20 protein-coding genes and 1 pseudogene are annotated in these 22,460 nt (G+C 66.0%); 7 read left to right on the plus strand and 14 right to left on the minus strand.

From position 1 onward, the window contains the following. The first annotated feature begins 199 nt into the window (after positions 1-199). The gene (aroQ, locus tag HWQ56_RS16610) at positions 200-637 is read left to right on the plus strand and encodes a type II 3-dehydroquinate dehydratase (protein ID WP_158152565.1); all 438 of its coding nucleotides are present in this window, start codon (positions 200-202) and stop codon (positions 635-637) included. A gap of 103 nt (positions 638-740) precedes the next feature. On the opposite strand, the gene HWQ56_RS16615 is transcribed toward aroQ, so the two are convergent. Both HWQ56_RS16615 and HWQ56_RS16620 read right to left on the minus strand, forming a co-directional pair. Then, positions 741-1,835 carry a DmpA family aminopeptidase gene (locus tag HWQ56_RS16615; RefSeq protein ID WP_176571201.1) on the minus strand — a complete coding sequence of 365 codons (1,095 nt, stop codon included), beginning with the start codon at positions 1,833-1,835 and terminating at the stop codon, positions 741-743. Positions 1,836-1,848: 13 nt separating this feature from the next. Continuing rightward, a complete protein-coding gene (locus HWQ56_RS16620) occupies positions 1,849-3,213 on the minus strand; it encodes an APC family permease (RefSeq protein WP_158152563.1) in 1,365 nt (454 codons plus the stop codon). Between the two features lie 199 nt (positions 3,214-3,412). On the opposite strand from HWQ56_RS16620, the pseudogene HWQ56_RS16625 reads away from it, so the two are divergent. Together HWQ56_RS16625 and HWQ56_RS16630 are read left to right on the plus strand one after the other, a co-directional pair. Further along, positions 3,413-4,216, plus strand: a pseudogene (locus HWQ56_RS16625) (helix-turn-helix transcriptional regulator). Between the two features lie 103 nt (positions 4,217-4,319). Beyond that, the gene (locus tag HWQ56_RS16630) at positions 4,320-5,408 is read left to right on the plus strand and encodes an enoyl-CoA hydratase/isomerase family protein (RefSeq protein ID WP_158152561.1); all 1,089 of its coding nucleotides are present in this window, start codon (positions 4,320-4,322) and stop codon (positions 5,406-5,408) included. 16 nt (positions 5,409-5,424) lie between these two features. Here HWQ56_RS16630 and HWQ56_RS16635 read toward each other — a convergent pair whose 3' ends face one another. The 5 genes from HWQ56_RS16635 to HWQ56_RS16655 form a co-directional block, all read right to left on the minus strand. After that, entirely contained in the window at positions 5,425-6,198 is a 774-nt protein-coding gene (locus HWQ56_RS16635) for an enoyl-CoA hydratase (protein ID WP_158152560.1), read from the minus strand. 15 nt (positions 6,199-6,213) lie between these two features. Continuing rightward, positions 6,214-7,341, minus strand: coding sequence for an acyl-CoA dehydrogenase (locus tag HWQ56_RS16640; protein ID WP_158152559.1), 1,128 nt, complete (start codon positions 7,339-7,341; stop codon positions 6,214-6,216). A gap of 9 nt (positions 7,342-7,350) precedes the next feature. Then, positions 7,351-8,538 (minus strand): acetyl-CoA C-acyltransferase, encoded by a 1,188-nt coding sequence (locus tag HWQ56_RS16645; protein WP_176571202.1) that lies wholly within the window; start codon positions 8,536-8,538, stop codon positions 7,351-7,353. Between the two features lie 16 nt (positions 8,539-8,554). After that, positions 8,555-9,322 carry a 3-hydroxyacyl-CoA dehydrogenase gene (locus HWQ56_RS16650; protein WP_176571203.1) on the minus strand — a complete coding sequence of 256 codons (768 nt, stop codon included), beginning with the start codon at positions 9,320-9,322 and terminating at the stop codon, positions 8,555-8,557. A gap of 76 nt (positions 9,323-9,398) precedes the next feature. Next, positions 9,399-10,409, minus strand: a complete 1,011-nt coding sequence (locus tag HWQ56_RS16655) for an AraC family transcriptional regulator (protein WP_176571204.1) — start codon at positions 10,407-10,409, stop codon at positions 9,399-9,401. Between the two features lie 159 nt (positions 10,410-10,568). Between HWQ56_RS16655 and HWQ56_RS16660 the strand changes: the two genes are divergently transcribed. Further along, on the plus strand, positions 10,569-11,576 hold the full coding sequence (locus HWQ56_RS16660) for an alpha/beta fold hydrolase (protein WP_176571205.1): 1,008 nt from the start codon (positions 10,569-10,571) through the stop codon (positions 11,574-11,576). Between the two features lie 17 nt (positions 11,577-11,593). Continuing rightward, positions 11,594-12,541 (plus strand): D-2-hydroxyacid dehydrogenase family protein, encoded by a 948-nt coding sequence (locus tag HWQ56_RS16665; protein ID WP_158158515.1) that lies wholly within the window; start codon positions 11,594-11,596, stop codon positions 12,539-12,541. Here HWQ56_RS16665 and HWQ56_RS16670 read toward each other — a convergent pair. From HWQ56_RS16670 to HWQ56_RS16685, 4 genes are all read right to left on the minus strand, one after another. Then, positions 12,530-13,117 carry a DinB family protein gene (locus tag HWQ56_RS16670; protein ID WP_176571206.1) on the minus strand — a complete coding sequence of 196 codons (588 nt, stop codon included), beginning with the start codon at positions 13,115-13,117 and terminating at the stop codon, positions 12,530-12,532. The genes HWQ56_RS16665 and HWQ56_RS16670 overlap by 12 nt on opposite strands. Before the next feature lie 10 nt (positions 13,118-13,127). Further along, positions 13,128-14,231 carry a cell division protein ZapE gene (gene zapE, locus HWQ56_RS16675; RefSeq protein ID WP_176571207.1) on the minus strand — a complete coding sequence of 368 codons (1,104 nt, stop codon included), beginning with the start codon at positions 14,229-14,231 and terminating at the stop codon, positions 13,128-13,130. Between the two features lie 1,777 nt (positions 14,232-16,008). Continuing rightward, complete coding sequence (locus HWQ56_RS16680) at positions 16,009-17,154, minus strand: PQQ-dependent sugar dehydrogenase (protein WP_176571208.1); 1,146 nt, start codon at positions 17,152-17,154, stop codon at positions 16,009-16,011. Positions 17,155-17,175: 21 nt separating this feature from the next. After that, the gene (locus HWQ56_RS16685; RefSeq protein WP_176571209.1) at positions 17,176-17,469 is read right to left on the minus strand and encodes a hypothetical protein; all 294 of its coding nucleotides are present in this window, start codon (positions 17,467-17,469) and stop codon (positions 17,176-17,178) included. A gap of 180 nt (positions 17,470-17,649) precedes the next feature. Between HWQ56_RS16685 and HWQ56_RS16690 the strand changes: the two genes are divergently transcribed. Further along, positions 17,650-18,189: an LEA/WHy family protein gene (locus HWQ56_RS16690; RefSeq protein ID WP_158155050.1), complete on the plus strand. Its 540-nt coding sequence runs from the start codon at positions 17,650-17,652 to the stop codon at positions 18,187-18,189. 11 nt (positions 18,190-18,200) lie between these two features. Here the strand turns inward: HWQ56_RS16690 and HWQ56_RS16695 are convergent, their stop codons facing one another. Beyond that, complete coding sequence (locus HWQ56_RS16695; protein WP_176571210.1) at positions 18,201-18,827, minus strand: LysE family translocator; 627 nt, start codon at positions 18,825-18,827, stop codon at positions 18,201-18,203. Positions 18,828-18,941: 114 nt separating this feature from the next. Next, complete coding sequence (locus HWQ56_RS16700; RefSeq protein ID WP_176571211.1) at positions 18,942-20,378, minus strand: amidase; 1,437 nt, start codon at positions 20,376-20,378, stop codon at positions 18,942-18,944. A gap of 99 nt (positions 20,379-20,477) precedes the next feature. On the opposite strand from HWQ56_RS16700, the gene HWQ56_RS16705 reads away from it, so the two are divergent. Next, the gene (locus HWQ56_RS16705) at positions 20,478-21,071 is read left to right on the plus strand and encodes a TetR/AcrR family transcriptional regulator (protein WP_176571212.1); all 594 of its coding nucleotides are present in this window, start codon (positions 20,478-20,480) and stop codon (positions 21,069-21,071) included. A gap of 31 nt (positions 21,072-21,102) precedes the next feature. Here HWQ56_RS16705 and HWQ56_RS16710 read toward each other — a convergent pair whose 3' ends face one another. Further along, positions 21,103-22,416 (minus strand): dicarboxylate/amino acid:cation symporter, encoded by a 1,314-nt coding sequence (locus tag HWQ56_RS16710; protein ID WP_158155042.1) that lies wholly within the window; start codon positions 22,414-22,416, stop codon positions 21,103-21,105. Positions 22,417-22,460: the final 44 nt, after the last annotated feature.

The raw sequence follows: 22,460 nt of genomic DNA on the forward strand, positions 1-22,460 counted from the left end.
AGGCGGTGCGGGTAAACGGCAAGGGCATGGTCGTGGCAATGTCGGCGGGTGAAGGTGGTTATGATATAACATCTTTCACCTTCCCAGATGAAAAATCTGTCATCGCCCCGATGGTTCGTATTGCCCCGCGTTTACCGTTATCCTGAGCGCCGCCTGTAACCTGCTATCGCTATTCGCCTGTCATTACAAGGAACACACAATGTCCAATATCATCCTGGTACTCAACGGCCCCAACCTGAACATGCTCGGCCTGCGCGAGCCGGCGGTCTACGGCCACGAGACCCTGGCCGACGTCGAAGCCATGGCCACCCGCCACGGCGAGGGCCACGGCTTTGCCGTGGAATGCAAGCAGACCAACCACGAAGGCCAGATGATCGACTGGATACACCAGGCCCGCGGCCGCGTGGCCGGTATCGTCATCAACCCCGGCGCCTGGACCCACACCTCGGTGGCCATTCACGACGCGTTGATCGCGTGTGAAGTGCCCGTGCTGGAAGTGCACATTTCCAACGTGCACAAGCGCGAATCGTTCCGCCACCATTCCTACGTGTCGCTGGTGGCGGTGGGCGTGATCGCAGGTTTTGGTACTCAGGGCTACACCCTGGCGATCGACCGGTTCGCCACGCTGCTCAAGTAACCTCAAGGCCCTGCCTTGAGCCGGGCGAAGCTTGGGAAAACACCAGCCCCCCACTAATGCTGCACGCAGGGCCGTTCCTGAGCTTCGCACGGCCCCACGGGGTTCAGCGCCAACCGGTCGCCCGCAACGCGTCCAGCAACACCGGCGCCTTGAGCCCAGGCACCGGCGTGCCATCGTCGGCGCACATGTCCTCCCCCGCCAGCAGCACGTTGATGATCGCCTCCTCTACCGCCTCTGCCGCCGCCGCGAACAGCGCCGAGATATGGTCGTTGTTGACCATACTCAGCGCGGTGGTCAGCGGCAGGTCCTTGCGCCCGTAATCGGCGGGCGGCAGGTCGCGGTTGCCGGTGGCGAACGCCAGGAACACATCCCCACTGGAGTCCTCGGTGCCGCCACCGGTACGGGCAATCCCGATGGACGCCCGCTGGGCCAGGCGCTGGCACTGGTGCGGCAGCAACGGCGCGTCGGTGGCCAGGACCACCACGATCGAGCCCATGCCCGGCGTGCCCTGCTCGGCAAACGGCGAGGGAGGCCCACCCAGGTGGCGCCCCACCGGGTAGCCGTCCACGCGCAACTCGGTGCGCTTGCCGTGGTTGGCCTGCACCAGCGCGCCCACTGTCCAGCCACCCTGCCCGGCCGCCAGCTTGCGCGAGGCCGTGCCGATGCCGCCCTTGAATTCGTGGCAGATCATGCCGGTACCGCCACCCACGGCCCCCTCGGTGACAGGACCGGGGTGTGCCGTCGCCAAGGCTTGCTCGACCTGGGCAGCGCCCACGTGCTGGCCCCAGATGTCATTGAGCACGCCGTCATAGGTTTCCATCACCACCGGCATGCACCAGTACACCGCCGGGTCACGCAGGCTGTCACGCTCATGGGCAATGAGCGCATCGCGTACCACCCCCACGCTGTGGGTGTTGGTGATGGCGACCGGCGTGGTCAGCAACCCTGCCTCGCGAATCCACTCAAGCCCGGTGGCATCGCCATTGCCGTTGAGCACATGGCACCCGGCGAAGCACGGCTGCTGGCGCGCGGCGCCGGGCCGTGGTTCGACGACGGTGACACCTGTACGCACGTGTTTGCCCTCGACCACCGTGCGCAGCGTGCTGTGGCCCACCCGCACCCCCGGCACATCGGTAATCGCATTCAGTTCGCCGGGTGTGCCCAGCCCCAGGGTGATGCCCAATTCACGCGCACGCATGGTGGCTCCTGTTTCAGAGTTTCTGGAAAGCCGGGCTCAGGCGCCCGGTAGTGCAATAAAGAATGACCGATACCGCCAGCAGCCCTGTCAGCACCATCACATCGCGGTTCGACGCGTCGGCCAGCAGGGTCAGCATCAGGTAACCGGCGCCCGCGGTGGCCAGCAGCGCTGGCACCGGCCATAGCGGCATGCGGTAAGGGTGCTCACGGTCACGGCGCAGCACCCGGCTGAACAGCGCGCACAGGGCGACGATCAGGTACACCAGCACGATCAGCAGCACGCTGAACGAGGTCAGGCTGGCCAGATCCGAGTTGAAGGTCAGCGCCGCCGAGGGCACCGCCAGGAACAACGTGGCCAACCAGGGCGACTCCCAGCGCGGGTGAATCTTGCTGAAGGCCCGGTTCAACGGCGCCGTCCACAGGGCGTCGCGGCCACTGCTGAACACCACGCGGCCGGTCTGGATAACGATGGCCACCAGGGCGTTGAACACCGACAGGAAGATGCCTGCGCTGACCAGGCGTGCCAGCAACGGGCTGCCATGGCTGGTCAGCAGATAGCCGATAGGGTCGGGACTGGCAATCATCGCGCTCAGGGACGGCGCGCCGATTAGCAACGAGCTCAGCGGCACCATCTCGATGATCACGACCAGCACCAGCGACCACAGTACCGCCTTGGCCACGCCGTGACCGCCATCGTGCATGTCCTCGCCCAGCAGCACAGCGCCTCCGTAGCCATTATAGGAGAACAACCCCACGCCCACCGCGCCGATCACCAGGGCCCAGGGCGCGGCCTGCAAGGCGCCATCGACCACGACCTGCGGGTGCACCAGCACGCTCATGGGCTGTTCGGCGTGGCCATAGCCCAGGGCGACGATCACCAACAGTGCCGCCACTTCCAGTATCAGGCAGGTGCCGGTGACCCAGGCGTTGAGCTTGATATTGAGCACGCCCAGGGCAAAGCTGGCTACCACGATCACCAGGGCCACGGTCTGCGCATCGAACTGGGTGCCCAGCGCCGCATTCAGGTAAGTGGAGGCACCCGTGGCCAGCACGGGCGGAATGAACAGCAACATCACCAGCACCGTCAGGAACGTGGCGTAGCCGGCCATGCCGCCGAATACCCGCTTGGCGAACACATACTCGCCGCCGGCGCTGCGGTGGGCGCGGCCCAGTTCGGCGTAGCAAAAGGCAAACATCAGCGCCAGCACGGCAGCGATCAGGAACGCCATGATCATTCCGGAACCGGCCTGCCTGATGGCGAAGGGGGCGATCACGAACACGGAACTGGCCGGGGTCACCGCCGAGACGGTGATGGCAACCACATCGAAGACTTTCAGGGTGGGCTTGAGCGCAGGGGCCTGCGCGGGGGCATCGCTCATGTCGTTATCCTCTTGGTTGTTCTAGGTCTATGGAGGCAGCAACGAAAAGTGAGAGCCGGCACGCTCTGGCGGCGCGTCCGGGTGGGTGAACCCTACGGTGCGCATCAAGCCCTGGCTATCCCCGTTTTGGGTTACTCCTCTTGACGGACCGCCGAAAAACCCGCAAAAACGCGCTACCCCCGCCCCGGAAAACTGCCCCATGGAACTGCTGTTCAGCGAAGTCGGCGCCCATGCCAGCCTGGCCCGTGCCATCGAGCACCTGGGCAGCCCACGCTTCTTCAGGCAATTGATCCTGCTGTTGCAGCACTGGCTGCCCTTCGACAACGCCCTGGCCATCCACTACCCCAGCGACACCGCCCCCCGCGCGCTGGAGGAGTAGGACGCCCTGCCCCACGGCGGCCCCGCTGCCATGCTCGTCTACCTGGACGGCCTTTACCTGCTGGACCCGTTTTTCCAGGCCTGCCGCGAGGGCATCGCCAGCGGCCTGTACCGCCTGGAGGAAGTGGCGCCCGACCATTTCCGCCAGAGCGAGTACTACCTCAACTATTTCCACGACAACGTGCTGGAGGACGAACTGCAATTCATCCTGCAATTGGGCGCCGAAGGCACCTTGTCGCTGTCGTTGGGCATGCGCCAACCCTTCACCACGGCCCAGGCGGGCCGCCTGCACACCCTGGCGCCCTGGGTACTGGCACTGATGCGCCAGCACTGGCAGGCCCAGGCGCCGCGCCCGGCGGCACCAGAGCCGCGGGAACTGTCCCACCACATCCGCGACGCCATGAGCCAATTCGGCGCCGGGGTGCTCTCGGAACGGGAAGTGGAGATCGCCCGGCTGATCTTGCGCGGTTTCTCCTCCAAGGCCATGGCAGAGCGGTTGCATATCTCCCCGGAGACCATCAAGGTGCACCGGCGCCATCTGTACGCCAAACTCGACATCGCCTCGCAGCCCGAGCTTTTCTCGCTGTTCATCCAAGCCCTTGGGCACGACCCGCAACATCCCTGAGGCAGCCGCCGCTTTAGCGTCTATGCTTGCAGAGGGCCGCCGGCAATGCATGCCACCAGGCCCCGCAACGTATTGGAATTCCACACAAAACAGGGAGTACGCGATGACCGCTGCGGCGTTTGGCACCCTCAACCTGAGCCTGGCTGCCCTGACCGACCAGGTCATAGGTGAAGTGCGCAACCACATTGGCCACATAACCCTCAACCGCCCCGACGACCTCAACGCCCTCAACCTGGACATGGTGCGCACCGTGCGCGGCTACCTCGACGCCTTTGCCGCCGACCCGCACATTCACGCGGTGATGCTGCGCGGCAACGGCCGCGGGTTGTGCGCGGGCGGCGACATCCGCTGGCTGTACGACACCTACCAGAACGGCACTCAGCAGCACGAGACCTTCTTCACCGAGGAGTACGCCCTGGACCTGTGCCTGCACCATTACCGCAAACCGGTACTGGCGCTGATGGATGGCTATACCCTGGGCGGCGGCATGGGCCTGGCCCAGGGTGCCGACCTGCGCATCGTCACCGAGCGCAGCCGCATTGGCATGCCGGAAGTCGCCATCGGCTACTTCCCCGACGTCGGCGGCAGCTATTTCCTGCCGCGCATCCCGGGGGAACTGGGCATTTATCTGGGCGTCACTGGCGCCCAGATCCAGGCCGCCGACGCCCTGTACTGCGGCCTGGCCGACTGGTACCTGGACAGCGGCAAACTGGCCACCCTGGACGAACGCCTCGACCGCCTGACCTGGACTGACTACCCCCTCAAAGACCTGCAGAGCACCCTGGCCAAACTGGGCCAACAAGCCTTGCCCAACGCCCCCCTGGACCGCCTGCGGCCGGCCATCGACCATTTCTTCGCCCTGCCCGACATCGCCAGCATGGTCGAGCAACTGCACCAGGTCACCGTCGCCGACAGCCACCAATGGGCCGACGCCACCGCGCAACTGATGAAACAGCGCTCGCCGCTGGCCATGTCGGTCACCCTGGAAATGCTGCGCCGGGGCCGGCACATGAGCCTGGAAGACTGCTTCAACATGGAAATGCACCTGGACCGCCAGTGGTTTGCCCATGGCGACCTGCTGGAAGGGGTGCGAGCGCTATTGATCGACAAGGACAAGCAACCCCGGTGGCGGCCCCCAACGCTGGAACTGCTGGACCGCAAGCAGGTGGAGCAGTTTTTCGAAGGGGTGTAGCGAGCGAGGTCCTGAATCAGCGCCCGTTGAACCGCGCTTCGCGCTTGGCGATGAACGCGGCCATACCTTCTTTCTGGTCTTGCGTCGCGAACGCTGCATGGAACACCCGGCGCTCGAACCGCACCCCCTCGCTAAGGCTGACTTCAAACGCGCGGTTGACGCTTTCCTTGACCATCATGGCCACCGGTAATGACTTGGCGGCGATCTGCGCGGCAGTCGCCAGGGCCTCTTCCAGCAACTGGTCAGCCGCGACGATACGCGCCACCACGCCGGCACGCTCGGCTTCCACCGCGTCCATCAGCCGACCCGTCAGGCACAGCTCCATGGCCTTGGCCTTGCCGACGGCATGGGTCAGGCGCTGGGTGCCGCCCATGCCCGGCAGTACGCCCAGCTTGATTTCCGGTTGGCCGAACTTTGCCGTGTCTGCGGCCAGGATGAAGTCGCACATCAGCGCCAGTTCACAACCGCCGCCCAGGGCGAAGCCGGCCACGGCGGCGATCATCGGCGTGCGACGGTTGGCGATGCGGTCGGTCTCGCTGAACAGGTCGTCCAGGTAGATCTGCGGGTAGGTGCGCTCGGCCATTTCCTTGATATCGGCGCCGGCGGCGAACGCTTTGGCCGAACCGGTGAGCACGATGCAGCCGATGTCGCGGTCGGCATCCAGGGTGTCGAGGGCCTGGTTCAATTCGCTGATCAACTGGGCGTTGAGGGCATTGAGCGCCTCGGGGCGGTTGAGGGTGATCAGTGCGACACGGCCACGGGTTTCCAGCAGCAGGGTTTGGTACGCCATGGAGCGTTCTCCGTCTTACAGGTTGCGCGCAATGACCATGCGCTGGATGTCGCTGGTGCCTTCGTAGATCTGGCAGATACGCACGTCGCGGTAAATGCGTTCCAGCGGGAAGTCATTGAGGTAACCATAGCCACCCAAGGTCTGCAATGCGTCTGAACAGGCCTTTTCGGCCATTTCCGAGGCAAACAGCTTGGCCATTGACGCCTCCACCAGAGCCGGCTGCCCGGCATCGCGCAGGGCTGCGGCGTGATAGACCATTTGCCGGGCGACGCTGATCTGGGTATGCATGTCGGCCAGCCGAAAGGCCACGGCCTGGTGCTCGATCAAAGGCTGGCCGAAGCTGGTGCGCTCGCGGGCGTAGTCCCGTGCCGCCTCGAACGCCGCCCGTGCCATGCCCACGGCCTGGGCGGCGATGCCGATGCGCCCGCCTTCGAGGTTGGCCAGGGCGATCTTGTAGCCCTGCCCTTCGCTACCCAGCAGATTGGCGGCGGGCACGCGCAGGTCGTCGAACACCAGTTGGCAGGTGTCGCTGGCATGCAGACCGAGCTTTTCCTCCACCCGTACCACCTGGTAGCCGGGGCTGTCGGTGGGCACGATGAAGGCGCTGATGCCGCGCTTGCCCGCTTGTGGGTCCGTGACGGCGAAGACGATGGTCATGCCGGCGTTGCTGCCCGAGGTGATGAACTGCTTGCTGCCGTTGATCACGTAGTGGTCGCCGTCCCGCCTAGCACGGGTGCGCAGGTTGCTGGCGTCGGAACCCGCCTGGGCCTCCGTCAGGGCAAACGCCCCGAGCATGCCGCCGCTGGCCAGGGGCTGCAGGTACTGAGCCTTCTGCGCCTCGGTGCCGAACGTGAGAATAGGCACGCAGCCCACCGAGTTGTGCACGCTCATGATGGTGGAGCACGCACCGTCACCGGCGGCGATTTCTTCCAGGGCCATGGCATAGGCCAGGTACCCGGTGTCGCAACCGCCCCACTGCTCAGGCACCAGCATGCCGAAAAAACCCAGCTCGGCCATTTCCGCCAGGGCTTCACGGGGGAAGGTGTGGTCGCGGTCCCACTGGGCTGAGAAAGGCTTCAGGCGTTCCTGGGCGAAGTGGCGGGCAGCCTCGCTGATCTGGCGTTGCTCTTCATTGGCTAGCATGCAAGCTCCTTAATACACACATTCGAGGGCCAACGCGGTGGCTTCACCGCCACCGATGCAAAGGGCGGCGATGCCCCGTGACAAGCGGCGCTGACGCAGGGCATGAATCAGGGTCACCAGGATGCGTGCCCCCGAAGCGCCAATGGGGTGGCCCAGGGCGCAGGCGCCGCCGTGCACATTGACCTTGCTGTGGGGCAGGTCCAGCGCCTGCATGGCGGCCAGGGTGACCACCGCAAAGGCCTCATTGATCTCGAACAGGTCGACACTGGCCAGGTCCCAGCCGGTGCGGCTGACCAGGCGTTCAATGGCGCCGATGGGCGCGGTGGGAAACAGCCCCGGGGTGTCGGCAAAGGTGGCGTGGCCGTGGACGATCGCCAGCGGCGCCAGGCCTCGGCGCTCGGCTTCACTGCGGCGCATCAGCACCAGCGCGGCGGCGCCGTCGGAGATCGAGCTGGCGTTGGCCGCCGTCACCGTGCCGCCGTCGCGAAAGGCCGGCTTGAGGCCAGGGATCTTGTCCAACCGCGCCTTGGGCGGTTGTTCATCGTCACAGATCCGGCGTGACTCTTTGCCTGCCTGCACGGTCAGGGGCACGATCTCGTCCTTGAAGTGGCCACCGCTGATGGCCTGCTGGGCACGGGTCAGGGACGCGACAGCGAAGTCGTCCTGCTGCTGGCGGCTGAAACCCAGGGCCTGGGCGCAGTCTTCAGCGTAGGTGCCCATCAACCGGCCGGGTTCGTAGGCATCTTCCAGGCCATCGAGAAACAGGTGGTCCAGCACCCGGCCGTGGCCCATGCGGTAACCGGCGCGGGCTTTGTCCAGCAGATACGGGGCGTTGGACATGCTCTCCATGCCCCCGGCCACCACCACGCGGGCGCTGCCGGCCAGCAACTGGTCATGGCCGAGGATGACCGCTTGCATCCCGGAGCCGCACATCTTGTTCAAGGTGGTGCACGGGGTGCCCTTGTCCAGGCCAGCGCCAAGGGCGGCCTGGCGCGCCGGGGCCTGGCCGAGGCCGGCGGACAGCACGCAGCCCATCAGCAGCTGGTCCACCGCGTCGCTGCCCAATGAGGCACGGCTGACGGCGGCGCGGATGGCTTCGGCACCCAACTGCGGTGCGGAAAGGGTTTTGAGGTCGCCCTGCAGGCCACCCATGGGCGTGCGGGCAGCGCTGACGATGACGATGGGATCGATGTTCATGGGGCTCTCCCGGGAATTATCTGGCGGCCATGCGCAGGGCGCCGTCCAGGCGAATGACTTCGCCGTTGAGCAGGCGGTTTTCGACGATGTGCCGTACCAGCGCGGCGTATTCACCGGGGTGGCCGAGCCGCGGCGGGAACGGCACGCCAGCGGCCAGGGAGCTGCGAACTTCCTCGGTCATGCCGGCCATCATGGGCGTCTCGAACACGCCCGGGGCAATGGTCATCACGCGAATGCCAAAGCGCGCCAGCTCTCGGGCGGCGGGCAAGGTCAGGCTGACGATGGCGCCTTTGGACGCGGCATAGGCGGCCTGGCCGATCTGGCCGTCGTAGGCCGCCACCGAGGCGGTGTTGATGATGATGCCGCGCTCGCCGTCTTCGCCGGGCGCGCCTTCGGCCATGGCCACGGCTGCCAGACGCATCAGGTTGAAGCTGCCCACGACGTTGATCTCCAGCACGCGGCTGAAACTGTCGAGGCCGTGGGGGCCCTCCTTGCCGAGGATCTTCTCGCCAGCGACCACCCCGGCGCAGTTGACCAGGCCGTGCAGGCCGCCGAAGGTGCTGACCGCCAGGTCGACGGCCGCCTGGGCCTGGTCTTCGCGGCGGATGTCAGCCACGGCATGACGAGCCGTGGGGCCGAGCTTTTGCGCCTGGGCAGCGACGGCCTCGGCATTGAGGTCTACAAGGACCACGTTGGCGCCCGCCTCGGCCAGCAACTGCGCCGTGGCAGCACCAAGGCCCGAGGCAGCGCCGCTGACCATGAAAGTCCGTTGTGCGATAAGCATGGAGCGCTTCCTTATTGTTGTGAACGTCTCCCTGAAATATGGCCCCGGCCCGGCACGGCGGCAATGGTCAAAGCGCTCAGGGGGCGTGAGCGGTTTGGCCACCGGCGCCCAGGATCAGGCTGCGATAGTGCCCGGGGCTGGCGCCGGTCCATTTGCGAAAAGCCTTGTAGAACGAACTGGCATCGGCAAAGCCCAGGCGTTCGGCGATGGCCTCGAACGGCACGTGCGCTTCGGCCAGCCAGGCCACCGCCAGCTCGCGACGCACACTGTCCTTGAGGCGTTGCCAGGTCTGGCCTTCGTCGGCCAGCCGCCGGCGCAAGGTGGCCGCCGACAGTTGCCACTGGCGTGCCGCAGCCTCGGCCTCCGGCCAGCCGTGGGGCGGTTGTTGGCGCAACCACTGGCGCACCTGGCGGGCGAAGCTATCGGGGTCGCGGTACTTGACCAAGATGTTGCCCGGGGCGCGGTTGAGGAAGCGTTGCAGGTCGGCTGGGGTGCGGCGCACCGGCAGGTCCAGGCAATCGGCGGCGAAGATGATGCGTGTGCGCGGCCGCTCGAAGCGCAGGTTATCGGAGAACATCACCCGGTAGTCGTCGCAGTAGTCCGGCGCCGGCCCGCGCAGTTCAACCGCCAGGATCGGGATGCGGCGCCCGGCCAGCCAGCACGCCACGCCATGAACGATCATCCAGTAGGTGAAATAGGTGAAGGCCCGGCGCGGTGGCAAGGCGCTGTCGTCGATGACGATCTCGGCCAGGCTTTGCTGGCGTTGCAAGGTGGCGGGCAGGTCCTTGAGCATCAGCGAGAGAAAGCCCAGGGCGGCGTCCAGCGCGGCCGCCAGGGTGGGCTGGGCCATGGCGCAGCGGCACAGGAAGGCCAGGCTGCCGGCGCGCAGGGGGCGCGGGTCCATGCCGAAGAATTCGTCGTCGGTGTCGCGGGCGATCTGGCGCCACAGGCGCGCGTAAGCCAGCACGGGCACGCGGGCCTGCATCGGGTCGATGCCGGCGTTGGCCAGCGCGGCACTGGGCGCGGCCGCGGCCTGCTGCAAGGCTTCGCGGACCATGTGCATCGAGATGGTGTCTTTTTGCGCCATGGAACTGCTCGACAAGGTGGACAGTCCATCCTAACAGCGATAACGCCGCGTGTGACGGGCGCGCCCGGTCCTGCAGGGTGCGGTGCTGATTTTTTACAGTGGGATCAAGGCGAAAGCGGTACAGTTGGCCGGTTGAATTTTCCATGGCGAGGACGCCCCATGCTTCGTGTTTCCGCACTCATTCTTTCCTGCCTGCTGGCCGCTGGCGCCCAGGCCACCGAGCCCCCGGCGCCGGTCTACGGCCAGGAACTGCAAGGCTTCGACTACCCCTACCCGCTCAAGCATTTCGAATTCGAGTCCCAGGGCAAGTCCCTGCAAATGGGCTACATGGATGTACCCGCCAAGGGCCACGCCAACGGTCAGACCTTGTTGCTGATGCACGGCAAGAATTTCTGTGCCGCCACGTGGGACACCTCCATCAAGGCCCTGACCGACGCCGGCTATCGCGTGGTGGCCGCGGACCAGGTCGGTTTCTGCACCTCCAGCAAACCTGAGAATTACCAGTACAGTTTCCAGCAATTGGCGACCAACACCCACGCCCTGCTGGCCTCCCTGGGCATCGACAAGGTCACCGTGCTGGGCCATTCCACCGGCGGCATGCTCGCCACCCGCTATGCCCTGCTCTACCCCGGGCAGGTGCAGCGCCTGGCCATGGTCAACCCCATCGGCCTGGAAGACTGGAAAGCATTGGGCGTGCCTTATCGCACCGTTGACCAGTGGTTCGCACGCGAAGCCAAACTCACTGCCGACGGCATCCGCAGCTATGAACGCAGCACCTATTACGCCGGGCGCTGGAAGCCGGAATTCGAACGCTGGGTGACCATGCTCGCGGGCCTCAATCAGGGCCCGGGGCACAACCTGGTGGCGTGGAACTCGGCGCTGATCTACGACATGATCTTCACCCAGCCAGTGGTCTATGAGTTCAAGGACCTGAAGATGCCGACCCTGCTGCTGATCGGCGACGCCGACACCACTGCCATCGGCAGCGACATCGCGCCCCCCGAGGTCAAGGCGCGCATCGGTCATTACAACGTGCTGGGCAAACAGGCCGCCCAGGTCATTCCCCACGCCACCCTGGTGGAATTCCCCGGCCTGGGCCACGCCCCGCAAATGGAACAACCCGAGCAATTCCACAAGGCCCTGCTGGCCTGGTTATCGAAGAACTGAACTCAAGGAGCAATGGTATGCGCATAGCCGTGATCGATGACTGGCAAGACGTCGCCAGTGACGTGGTGGACTGGGCCCCGCTGCGTGCGCTGGGCCAGGTCGATTTCCTGCCCGACTACCCCGCCGACAACGAAGCCCTGGTGGCACGCCTGCTGCCCTACGACGTGATCTGCGTGATGCGCGAGCGTACTCTTTTCGACGCCGAGCTTATCCGGGGGCTGTCCAACCTCAAGCTGCTGGCCACGGGCGGCATGCGCAACGCGGCCATCGACCTGGCCGCGGCCAACGCCCTGGGCGTGCAGGTGGTAGGCACCGAGAGCTACAAGCACGCCGCTCCGGAGTTGACCTGGGCGCTGATCATGGCCTCTACCCGCAACCTGCTGGCCGAGGCCGCGTCGCTGCAATCGGGCGGCTGGCAGATCGGCCTGGGCGGTGACCTGCACGGCAAGACCCTGGGCATCCTCGGCCTGGGCAGCATCGGTGAAAAAGTGGCGAAATTCGGCCAGGCGTTCGGCATGAAGGTCATCGCCTGGAGCGAGAACCTGACCGCCGAGCGCGCCAGCAGCGTCGGCGTGACCTGGGTCAGCAAGCAGGAGCTGTTTGCCCAGGCCGACGTGCTCAGCGTGCACCTGGTACTGAGCGAGCGCACTCGCGGGCTGGTGGACCGCGAAGCGCTGGGCTGGATGAAACCCCGTGCGCTGCTGGTGAACACCGCCCGCGGCCCGATCGTCGACGAGGACGCGCTGGTGGAGGCGCTCAAGGCCAACCGCCTGGGCGGCGCGGCGCTGGATGTGTTCAGTGTCGAGCCCCTGCCGGCCAATCACCCGTTCCGTACCCTGCCCAACGTTCTGGCCACCCCCCACGTGGGCTACGTCAGCGCCAACAACTATCGCGTGTTCTACGGCCAGATGATTGAAGACATCCTGGCCTGGCATGACGGCCAGCCCATTCGCCTACTGGCCTGACCACACCTGGGCTTCGGTCCAGCCCAGCTCGGCGAAGTCCTGGGCGCGCAAATGCGCTTCACCTTCGCAGAAGAATTCGTCGAGCTGGGGCGGTTTGATGTCGGTTTCCGCGAGCATGGCGTGTACCTGGCCACGGTGGTGGATCTGGTGTTCGAACAGGTGCGACAGCAGGCGCAAGCGGGTATCGCGCTGGGTACGATCGGGGCGCAGGATGGTCACGTAGCGGCCCAGACTGTCGTCCTTGAGCAACCGGCAGCAGGCAATCAGGCGATGGTCGGCCTGGGCCTGCTCGCGGTGCAGCGCCAGGCAAGTGTCAAACGGCTCTTCGGGGTCGAAGAAGCGCTGGCTGTCCAGCTCCGGCGGCTCGCCAGCCTGTTCGCACTCCAGCGCCTGCAGGTAGAACCAGTCCACTGTGAGGGTGTGGTTGAGCGTGGCCTTGATCGAGGGGAAAAAACTGCTGCGCGGTGCCAGGAACTCGTCCTGGCTCAGTTGCAGGCAGGCCTTGTACAGCCGGTGGTTGGCCCAGCCATTGTTGTAGGCCATGGTCAGCAGATGATGCGACAGGAGGTCGGCCATCACGGTGTCTTCAGCTGAAACGTTGCAATTGCATCTCCCGCAGCCGGCTCAGGGTACGCCGGAACGGGAACGACAGATACCCTTGAGTGTAGAGTCCCTCCAGCGCCACCCGTGCTTCGATGTACAACGGCACCCGGCGGTCGTAGCACTCGTCCACCAGGGCGATGAAGCGGCGCACGCCGTCGTCGTTGGCCGACAATTGCGGGAGTTCCCGATCCCCGGCCGCCACCCGTTCGGCGGCATCTTCGGTGCCACGGGCGATCTTCGCCGGCCGTTGCCGGGCACCCAGTTCCGGTACTTCACCCAGCAGAATCGCACTGAAGCGGTCGCACAGTTGCATGAAATCCATGGCCGCCCAGGGTTGCTCGCACACTTGCTCGTAGGTGCACCACAGGGTGTGCTCGCTGGCCCGCACCACGGGCAACTGCCGGTAGCCCACCGGGATAGGTTCGTCGCTGGCGGGCTGGTCGCCGCTCAACTGGACGAACGCCCCGGCCAGCGCCTCGGGTTCGTTGACCCAGTAGCGCTGCAGCGTGGTGCCTGGGTGCAGGCGGTGGTCCTGCTCGCCGTCCACCGCCAGTACCTGCATGTGCGCCTCGATGGCGGCGATGGCCGGCAGGAAGCGGTCGCGGTTGAAGCCGTCGGCATACAGCTGCGCCGGTGGCTGGTTGGAGGTCGCGACCACCGTCACCCCCGCGTCGAACAGCGCCGACATCAGGCCGCCCAGGATCAAGGCGTCGGCAATGTCGGTGACGAAGAACTCGTCGAAGCACAATACCCGGATCTCGCTGGCCAACTGGGCGGCCAGCGCCTGCAGCGGGTCACGTGTGCCGTTGAGCTGGAACAGATGCTGGTGCACCCACGCCATGAAATGGTGGAAATGCTGACGCCGGGCAGGCACGGTCAGGCAGCGGTGGAACAGGTCCATGAGCCAGGTCTTGCCCCGGCCAACCGGCCCCCACAGGTACAGGCCCTGGCAAGGCTCACCGGCTTGCAGGGCCTCGAAGCAGGCTTGCAGGGCCTGCACGGCGCGCTGCTGGGCAGGGTCGGGGGCGAAGTCGCGATCAGCGAGGGCGTGCTCGTAAGCGGCCTGGGGCGAGCGTGGGAATAGCATGTGACATCCTGTGCAATGGGCTCTGACACAGCGATTCTACGGCATCACCCACGCTCATGTGGGGCCGGGCGAAGCTCGGGAAGGCCGCGCTGCGGGTGTGCCTGATGTACCGCGCCGCCCGCTTCCCGAGCTGGCGCCCGGTCCCACAGGGCACCACCGCGCTGGCGAAACCCACCCTGTGGGACCGGGCGAAGCTCGGGAAGGCCGCGCTGCGGTGTGCCTGATGTCCCGCGGCGCCTGCTTCCCGAGCTGGCGCCCGGTCCCACAGGGAACCACCGCGATGGCGAAACCCACCCTGTGGGACCGGGCGAAGCTCGGGAAGACCGCCCTGCGGTGTGCCTGATGTCCCGCGGCGCCTGCTTCCCGAGCTGGCGCCCGGTCCCACAGGGCACCACCGCGCTGGCGAAACCCACCCTGTGGGACCGGGCGAAGCTCGGGAAGGCCGCGCTGCGGTGTGCTTGATGTCCCGCGGCGCCTGCTCCCCGAGCTGGCGCCCGGTCCCACAGGGCACCACCGCGATGGCGAAACTCACCCTGTGGGACCGGGCGAAGCTCGGGAAGACCGCCCTGCGGTGTGCCTGATGTCCCGCGGCGCCTGCTTCCCGAGCTGGCGCCCGGTCCCACCGGGCACCACCGCGCTGGCGAAACTTACCCCGTGGGACCGAGCGAAGCTCGGGAAGGCCGCCCTGCGGTGTGCCTGATGTACCGCGCCGCCTGCTTCCCGAGCTGGCGCCCGGTCCCACAAGGTGAACCACCGCGATGGCGAAACTCACCCTGTGGGACCGGGCGAAGCTCGGGAAGGCCACCCTGCGGTGCGCCTGATGTACCGCGCCGCCTGCTTCCCGAGCTGGCGCCCGGTCCCACCGGGCACCACCGCGCTGGCGAAACCCACCCTGTGGGACCGAGCGAAGCTCGGGAAGGCCGCGCTGCGGTGTGCCTGATGTACCGCGCCGCCTGCTTCCCGAGCTGGCGCCCGGTCCCACCGGGCACCACCGCGCTGGCGAAACTTACCCCGTGGGACCGGGCGAAGCTCGGGAAGACCGCCCTGCGGTGTGCCTGATGTCCCGCGCCGCCTGCTTCCCGAGCTGGCGCCCGGTCCCACAAGGTGAACCACCGCGATGGCGAAACTTACCCTGTGGGACCGGGCGAAGCTCGGGAAGGCCGCCCTGCGGTGTGCCTGATGTACCGCGCCGCCTGCTTCCCGAGCTGGCGCCCGGTCCCACAAGGTGAACCACCGCGATGGCGAAACTTACCCTGTGGGACCGGGCGAAGCTCGGGAAGGCCGCCCTGCGGTGTGCCTGATGTCTCGCGGCGCCTGCTTCCCGAGCTGGCGCCCGGTCCCACAGGGCACCACCGCGATGGCGAAACTTACCCTGTGGGACCGGGCGAAGCTCGGGAAGGCCACCCTGCGGTGTGCCTGATGTCCCGCGGCGCCTGCTCCCCGAGCTGGCGCCCGGTCCCACAGGGCACCACCGCGATGGCGAAACTTACCCTGTGGGGCCGGGCGAAGCTCGGGAAGGCCGCCCTGCGGTGTGCCTGATGTACCGCGGCGCCTGCTTCCCGAGCTGGCGCCCGGTCCCACAGGGCACCACCGCGATGGCGAAACTTACCCTGTGGGACCGGGCGAAGCTCGGGAAGGCCGCCCTGCGGTGTGCCTGATGTCCCGCGCCGCCTGCTTCCCGAGCTGGCGCCCGGTCCCACAGGGAACCACCGCGATGGCGAAACTTACCCTGTGGGACCGGGCGAAGCTCGGGAAGGCCGCCCTGCGGTGTGCCGTATCAGTGCGAAGGTTGCTGCAAGCCCACACGCAGCAATTGCCCATCATCGGCGTCGGTAAGTACGTACAGGTAGCCATCGGGGCCCTGGCGCACGTCACGGATTCTCGATTTCAACTCCCCCAGCAGGCGTTCCTCGTGGTTGACCTTGTCGCCCTCGAACGTCAGGCGAATCAGTGCCTGGTCGCTCAAGGCGCCAATGAACAGATCGTGCTGCCACGCCTTGAAACGGTCCGCGTCGTAGAACGCCATGCCGCTGATGGCCGGCGACTTGGGCCAGAAGAACACCGGGTCCTTGACGCCCGCCAGGGAGGTGCCCTTGGCTTCGGCGATCGGTACGCCGCTGTAGTCGATGCCGTGGGTCGCACGTGGCCAGCCGTAATTCTGGCCACGCTCGATGACGTTGATCTCGTCACCACCCCGTGGCCCATGTTCATGGGTCCACAGGGTGCCGGTCCAGGGGTTCAGGGCCGCACCTTGCTGGTTGCGGTGGCCATAGGACCAGATCTCGGGCCGAGCGCCCTTCTGCCCCACGAAGGGGTTGTCGTCGGGCACGCGCCCGTCGGGGAAGAGGCGCACCACCTTGCCCTGCAGCTTGCTCAGATCCTGGGCAGTAGGCCGCCGGTTGTTCTCGCCCAAGGCGATGAACAGGTAGCCGTCCCGGTCGAATACCAACCGTGAACCAAAGTGTTCGCCGGTGGACAGCTTGGGTTGCTGGCGGAAGATCACGGTGAAGTTGTCCAGGTGCGTCAGGTCGTCGGACAGGCGCCCGCGCCCCACGGCCGTGCCCGCCTTGCCGTCGGGGCCGGCTTCGGCGAAGGACAAGTACACCAGGCGGTCTTCGCGGAACTGCGGCGACAGCGCCACGTCCAGCAGGCCGCCCTGGCCATGGGCCCACACCGCAGGGCCGCCACTGACGGGCGCCGACAGCTTGCCTTCGGGGCTTACCACCCGCAGGGTGCCGGGCCGCTCGGTCACCAGGTAGCCTGTGTGGTCGGGCAGAAACGCCAGGGCCCAGGGGTGATGCAGGCCTTGCACCACCGGGGTGACGCTCAAGGGCCCCAATTCGCTTTTATAGGTCACAGCGCCCGCGGCGTGGGCCAACAGCGGGACGGCCAGCAAAGTAGCCAGCCAGGTAGCTCGAAACATGGGCGATTCCTTCCGTGGGCTTCAGTTGTTGTCCGCCGGGCGAGGCACCGGCGGGCTGGGTGCGACGGGCGCCGAGGGTGCAGGACGCAGGTTATTGCCATTGCCGATACGGCCGTTCTGCAGCGTGGGCGGCTGCGGGTTGACCTGGCGTTGCAGGTTCGGGGAGGTGGGCGTAACCGGGCGCGTGCCCTGCATGCTGTTGGGGTTGGCCCGGCGCACGGCGCTGTTGTACGGGTTGCCAGCGTCGGTGGCGGCGCTGGCGCTGGTGGCGACGGCCAGGAGCAGTGAGGCGAGCAGTAACGGGTAGCGGCGCATGGTGCAGTCCCCCGAGCGAAATACTGACGGTAGCTTCATTGGAACGGCTACCGGGGTGAGCGTTCGATGAAACCTGCGGCCATACGTAACATTTTGTGCCTCGACGGCCCTGCCGCCCCGCGAACCCTGGGGCCTGCGAACGGTCTCATGCTGCGCCGTCCATGACCAGAGAGTGCTTCCATGCCCCGATACCTGCTTGCTGCGTTGCGCCACTACCTGCTGCTGATGCTGCTGGTGGGCCTGAGCGCCTGCGCCCTGCTGCCGCCCCGCGACCCCATCAACATCAACGTGGTGGGCATCGAGCCCTTGCAGGGGCAGGACCTGGAAGTGCGGTTTGCCGTGAAGATCCGCCTGCAGAACCCCAACGAAGACAGCTACAGCTACAACGGGGTGGCCCTGAACCTGGACGTCAATGGCCGGCCGCTGGCCTCGGGGGTGAGCAATGAAAGCGGCACGCTGGCCCGCTTTTCGGAAACCATCGTCACCGTGCCCGTCAGCGTCACCGCGTTCAGCGTGCTGCGCCAGACCCTGGGCCTGAGCCAGACCCAGTCCCTGGACAACCTGCCCTATGAACTGCACGGCAAGTTGGCCAACGGCCTGTTCGGCACCGTGCGCTTCAGTGACCACGGCAACCTGTCGCTGGCGCCGGTGGCCGCCGGGCCGGCAAGCGCGCCAGACAGCAACCCCTACAAAAACACCCGCTGGCCCGCCACCCCGTGACAGGCCGGCATTCAGGGGCGGCTGAGCAAAGCCAGGCGCACCGCCAGCGCCATGAGCACCGTCGCCAGCCCCAGTGACTGGACCCTGGCCCAGCGCCCCTTGCTGGCCAGGCGACGGTGGATGGCGGCGCCGAACACCCCCAGCACCGAATGGAACACCGTGGCCGTCAGCGCCAGCATCACCCCCAGCTGAATCAATTGCCACCCCACCTGCCCCTGTTCCGGTCGCACGAACTGCGGCAGGAACACCATGAAGAACAACAGCGCCTTGGGGTTAAGCAGGCTATTGAGCGTCGCCGAGAACAGGATGCGCGCCAGCGGCAGCGAGTCGTCACTGTTCAATGCCCCCAGGCCGCCACCGCGCAGGGTCTTGAACGCCAGCCATAGCAGATACAACGCCCCCGCATAGCGAATCAGGTCGAACGATGGCGGCCAGCTGGCCACCAGTGCGGTCACCCCGGTCGCGGTCAGCACGGCCAGGCTGAGGTCGGCGATGGTAATGCCCGCGGCCGCCATCAACCCGCCCCGCCAGCCCCGGGCGATTGCCTGGCTGAGCACGAACGCCATGTTGGGGCCGGGTGACAGCAGTAATAGAATGACAGCCAGGAAAAAGACGGGAAGCGTGTCGAGCGAGACCATGGCGGGGGCGTCCGTGCGTGGCGAAAACGAGCGCACAGGATAGTCGCGGCAAACCGGGCCGTCCTGCAACAGCTGCGCGCGATTTCACCGGGTCAGTTGCCAGGACACGCGGCGTCACGCATTCCCCGCCCACACCGCTGGGCGACGTTGGGCCCAGGGCAGTGCCCGTTCCAACTGCCCCGCCAGCCCCAACAGCAATCCCTCATCCCCGAACCTGCCCATGAACTGCATGCCAATGGGCAAACCCGTCAGAGGGTCATGGGCAAGCGGCACCGACATGGCTGGCGCCCCCACGACATTGGCCAGCGCCGTGAACGGCGACTGGTTGAACACATGGTTCATCCAGCCCCACCCATCCAGTTGCTCCTGCTGTGCGTTGTAGGTGCCCAGCATCGGCGCCAGCCCCGGTAATGTGGGCGATAGCAGCACATCGTGAGCTTCAAGCAAACCACCGGCGTGGCGGGCGACGATGTTGCGCTCGTACAGTGCGCCCAGCAACTCGGTGGCCGACAGCGCCTTGCCTTGCCGGTACAGCGCCAGGGTCGCCGGTTCCAGGGTATGGGTATCAATGCTGCGCCCCGTCGCGGCGGCGATGGCATCGATCCAGGCTGCGGTGTTGGACGACCAGAAGCGTGCGTTGAGCGCCACGAAAGCTTCCCAACTGACGCCAATGTCAACCGCCACCGGCTCGACCCGGTGGCCAAGCGCCTCAAGATGGCCAACCGTCTGCAGCAACGCATTGTGCACGGCAGGGTGCAGTGCCTCGCCGTTCAGTGGGCTCGTTTGCAGGCCGATACGCAATGGCCGTGGCGGACGTTGGCACAGTGCCAGAAAGCTCGCTTCAGGGGCCTGTATATGGAAGGGGTCGCCGGCGGCGTGGCCGTGGATGGCATCCAGCAATGCGGCGCTGTCACGTACCGAGCGCGTCAGCACCCCGTGAACCGCCAGGCCACTCCACACCTCATCCACCTCCGGCCCCATGGGCACCCGCCCGCGGCTGGGCTTCAAGCCAAACAGCCCGCACAGTGACGCGGGCACACGGATGGAACCACCGCCATCGGTGGCGTGAGCCACCGGCACCATCCCCGCTGCCACGGCCACCCCGGCACCGCCACTGGACCCACCGGCACTGCGCGCGACATCCCAGGGGTTGCGCGTGGGCCCCAGCAGGCGGCTTTCGGTAGTGGTGCTGGCGGCAAACTCCGGTGTGGCGGTTCTGCCCAGCGCCAACAACCCGGCACGACGAAAGCGCCGCATCAACTCCGAATCGCTCTGCGCGGTGCAACCGAGTGCCAGCGCACTGCCCAGTTCATTGCGCCGCCCGGCCGCGGTGATGCCCAGGTCCTTGAGCAGCAATGGCACGCCGCGGAGCGGCCCTTCGACAACGCCCGGCTCATCGGTCCAGACCTCGACCACGGCGTTGAGTTGCGGGTTGACGGCCTGGAGGGCCTGCAACGCTACAGCGCGAACCTGTGACGCACTCATCTGGCCGTCACGGATGAGCTGCGCCAGGCCCGTTGCATCCAGGGCCGCATATTCAGACAGATGCATGAAGATCTCCAACTAGGTATGATCGATACTGATCGGTATCAAACAATACCAATAAGTATCGTGCGATACCATACAGTATCGCACCGACAGGAGATTTTCATGCGCCTCCAACGCACCCCTCAGCTACCGCCCCGGGAACGCATCATTGATGCTGCCCAGGCGCTTTTCATGGAACAAGGGATTTCGCGCGTCAGCGTTGACGCGATCGCCGCACTGGCGGCATCGACGAAAATGACCGTGTACCGGCATTTCGAGAGCAAGGATGTGCTGATCCTGGATTGGCTGGAGGGCCTGACGGCCAACTACAGCGGGGTGCTCGACCGGTTGGCGGCTGACCACCCCGACGCCCCCGACCAGCAACTGCTGGGCTTCGTCGCGTACATCGTCCAGGACCTGGAGCGCTCGGGCTATCGCGGCTGCCCCTTCACCAACACCCTGGCCGAGCTGCCAGACGACGCGCACCCGGCACGGGCACTGATTCAAGCGCACAAGCAGCGGCAGTTTGCGCGATTGACCGAGCTGTGTACCCGCATCTGGCTCGACGAACCGCAGGAAGTCGCCGAGGAACTGACCTTGCTGATGGAGGGCGCTCAGGTTGTGGCGCAGAACAAGGGCCTGGCGAACCCAGGTGAGCGCTTGACACGCATGGTACAGCGACGGCTCCAGGCGGTGTCATCGCTCTGCCCCCAGTGATTCTGCGCACTGGCACAAGCAGCCATGGGGGTCAGGCGCGACGGCCCAGTTCCCGGGCCAACTGGTCACGATCGAGCTCTTTTTCCCAGGCGGACACCACCAGCGTCGCAACACCATTGCCCACCAGGTTGGTCATGGCAAGCCCGGTGCCCATGAAGCGATGGATACCCAGGATCAGCACCATCCCTGCCACCGGTACCAGCGGCACGACCATGAGGGTGCTGGTGAGCATGACGAAGGCCGCCCCGGAGACGCCGCTGGCGCCTTTGGAGGTCAACATGGCGACCAGCACCAGCGTCAATTGCTGGGACAGTGACAAATCGATATTCAACGCCTGGGCGATGAACAGCACGGCCATGGTCAAGTAAATGTTGGTGCCATCCAGGTTGAATGAATAACCGGTCGGGATCACCAACCCCACGACAGGCTTGGAACAGCCCAGGCGCTGCATTTTTTCCATGATCTGCGGCAACACCACTTCCGATGAGCTGGTACCGAGCACCACCAGCAGCTCTTCCTTGATATAGCCCAGGAAGCGCAAGATATTGAAGCCACAGATTTTCGCGACGGCCCCCAGCACCACGATCACGAACAGCGCGCACAGCACGTAGAAGCACCCCACCAGCTTGAGCAGCGGCAGCAGCGAGCCGACACCGTAGGTGCCCACGGTGAATGCCATTGCGCCGAATGCCCCCAGGGCAGACAGCTTGGCGATGATATGAACGATGCGAAAGAACACCCCGGACAGGCCTTCGATCATGGCGTAGACCGGCCGCCCCTTCTCGCCCATGGACGAAAGGGCGCAACCGAACAGGACCGACACCAGCAGGATACACAGCACGTTGCCTTCGGCGAACGCTTGAACGAAGGTCGAGGGAATGATGCCGAGCAGGAAGTCGACCATGTGCAAGTGCTCAGCCTTCTGCGCAAAGCCGGTCACAGCCGAGGCATCGAGGGTGTTCACGTCGACATTGAAGCCACCCCCGGGATTCAACAGGTGGCCGCCGACCAAGCCGATCACCAGTGATACCGATGAGATGATTTCAAAATAGAGCAGCGCCTTGCCGCCCACCCTTCCGACCTTCTTCAAATCCTGCATCCCCGCGATACCGGTGACCACGGTACAGAACACAACGGGGCCGATGATCATCTTGATCAACCGGATGAACCCGTCGCCCAGCGGCTTGAGGTCAGCGGCAAAAGCAGGCCAGAAGTGGCCCACGGCAATACCGGCACATATCCCCAGCACTACCTGAAAGTACAGGGCGCGATAGAACGGCTGCCGGGCGTTTGCATGAGGAACGGGCGGCGCTTTCACGGGGGCGGCTACAGGGCGGGAAGTCATGGCATCGGGCTCGCTGGCAATCTTATTGTTGGGGGGCGTGTGTG

The sequence above is a fragment of the Pseudomonas eucalypticola genome, from assembly GCF_013374995.1.
Taxonomy (GTDB): domain Bacteria; phylum Pseudomonadota; class Gammaproteobacteria; order Pseudomonadales; family Pseudomonadaceae; genus Aquipseudomonas; species Aquipseudomonas eucalypticola.

Coding starts and splice junctions, on each gene's coding strand:
- aroQ (WP_158152565.1), top strand. CDS start 200: ATGTCCAATATCATCCTGGTACTCAACGGCCCCAACCTGAACATGCTC.
- HWQ56_RS16615 (WP_176571201.1), bottom strand. CDS start 1,835: ATGCGTGCGCGTGAATTGGGCATCACCCTGGGGCTGGGCACACCCGGC.
- HWQ56_RS16620 (WP_158152563.1), bottom strand. CDS start 3,213: ATGAGCGATGCCCCCGCGCAGGCCCCTGCGCTCAAGCCCACCCTGAAA.
- HWQ56_RS16630 (WP_158152561.1), top strand. CDS start 4,320: ATGACCGCTGCGGCGTTTGGCACCCTCAACCTGAGCCTGGCTGCCCTG.
- HWQ56_RS16635 (WP_158152560.1), bottom strand. CDS start 6,198: ATGGCGTACCAAACCCTGCTGCTGGAAACCCGTGGCCGTGTCGCACTG.
- HWQ56_RS16640 (WP_158152559.1), bottom strand. CDS start 7,341: ATGCTAGCCAATGAAGAGCAACGCCAGATCAGCGAGGCTGCCCGCCAC.
- HWQ56_RS16645 (WP_176571202.1), bottom strand. CDS start 8,538: ATGAACATCGATCCCATCGTCATCGTCAGCGCTGCCCGCACGCCCATG.
- HWQ56_RS16650 (WP_176571203.1), bottom strand. CDS start 9,322: ATGCTTATCGCACAACGGACTTTCATGGTCAGCGGCGCTGCCTCGGGC.
- HWQ56_RS16655 (WP_176571204.1), bottom strand. CDS start 10,409: ATGGCGCAAAAAGACACCATCTCGATGCACATGGTCCGCGAAGCCTTG.
- HWQ56_RS16660 (WP_176571205.1), top strand. CDS start 10,569: ATGCTTCGTGTTTCCGCACTCATTCTTTCCTGCCTGCTGGCCGCTGGC.
- HWQ56_RS16665 (WP_158158515.1), top strand. CDS start 11,594: ATGCGCATAGCCGTGATCGATGACTGGCAAGACGTCGCCAGTGACGTG.
- HWQ56_RS16670 (WP_176571206.1), bottom strand. CDS start 13,117: ATGGCCGACCTCCTGTCGCATCATCTGCTGACCATGGCCTACAACAAT.
- zapE (WP_176571207.1), bottom strand. CDS start 14,231: ATGCTATTCCCACGCTCGCCCCAGGCCGCTTACGAGCACGCCCTCGCT.
- HWQ56_RS16680 (WP_176571208.1), bottom strand. CDS start 17,154: ATGTTTCGAGCTACCTGGCTGGCTACTTTGCTGGCCGTCCCGCTGTTG.
- HWQ56_RS16685 (WP_176571209.1), bottom strand. CDS start 17,469: ATGCGCCGCTACCCGTTACTGCTCGCCTCACTGCTCCTGGCCGTCGCC.
- HWQ56_RS16690 (WP_158155050.1), top strand. CDS start 17,650: ATGCCCCGATACCTGCTTGCTGCGTTGCGCCACTACCTGCTGCTGATG.
- HWQ56_RS16695 (WP_176571210.1), bottom strand. CDS start 18,827: ATGGTCTCGCTCGACACGCTTCCCGTCTTTTTCCTGGCTGTCATTCTA.
- HWQ56_RS16700 (WP_176571211.1), bottom strand. CDS start 20,378: ATGCATCTGTCTGAATATGCGGCCCTGGATGCAACGGGCCTGGCGCAG.
- HWQ56_RS16705 (WP_176571212.1), top strand. CDS start 20,478: ATGCGCCTCCAACGCACCCCTCAGCTACCGCCCCGGGAACGCATCATT.
- HWQ56_RS16710 (WP_158155042.1), bottom strand. CDS start 22,416: ATGACTTCCCGCCCTGTAGCCGCCCCCGTGAAAGCGCCGCCCGTTCCT.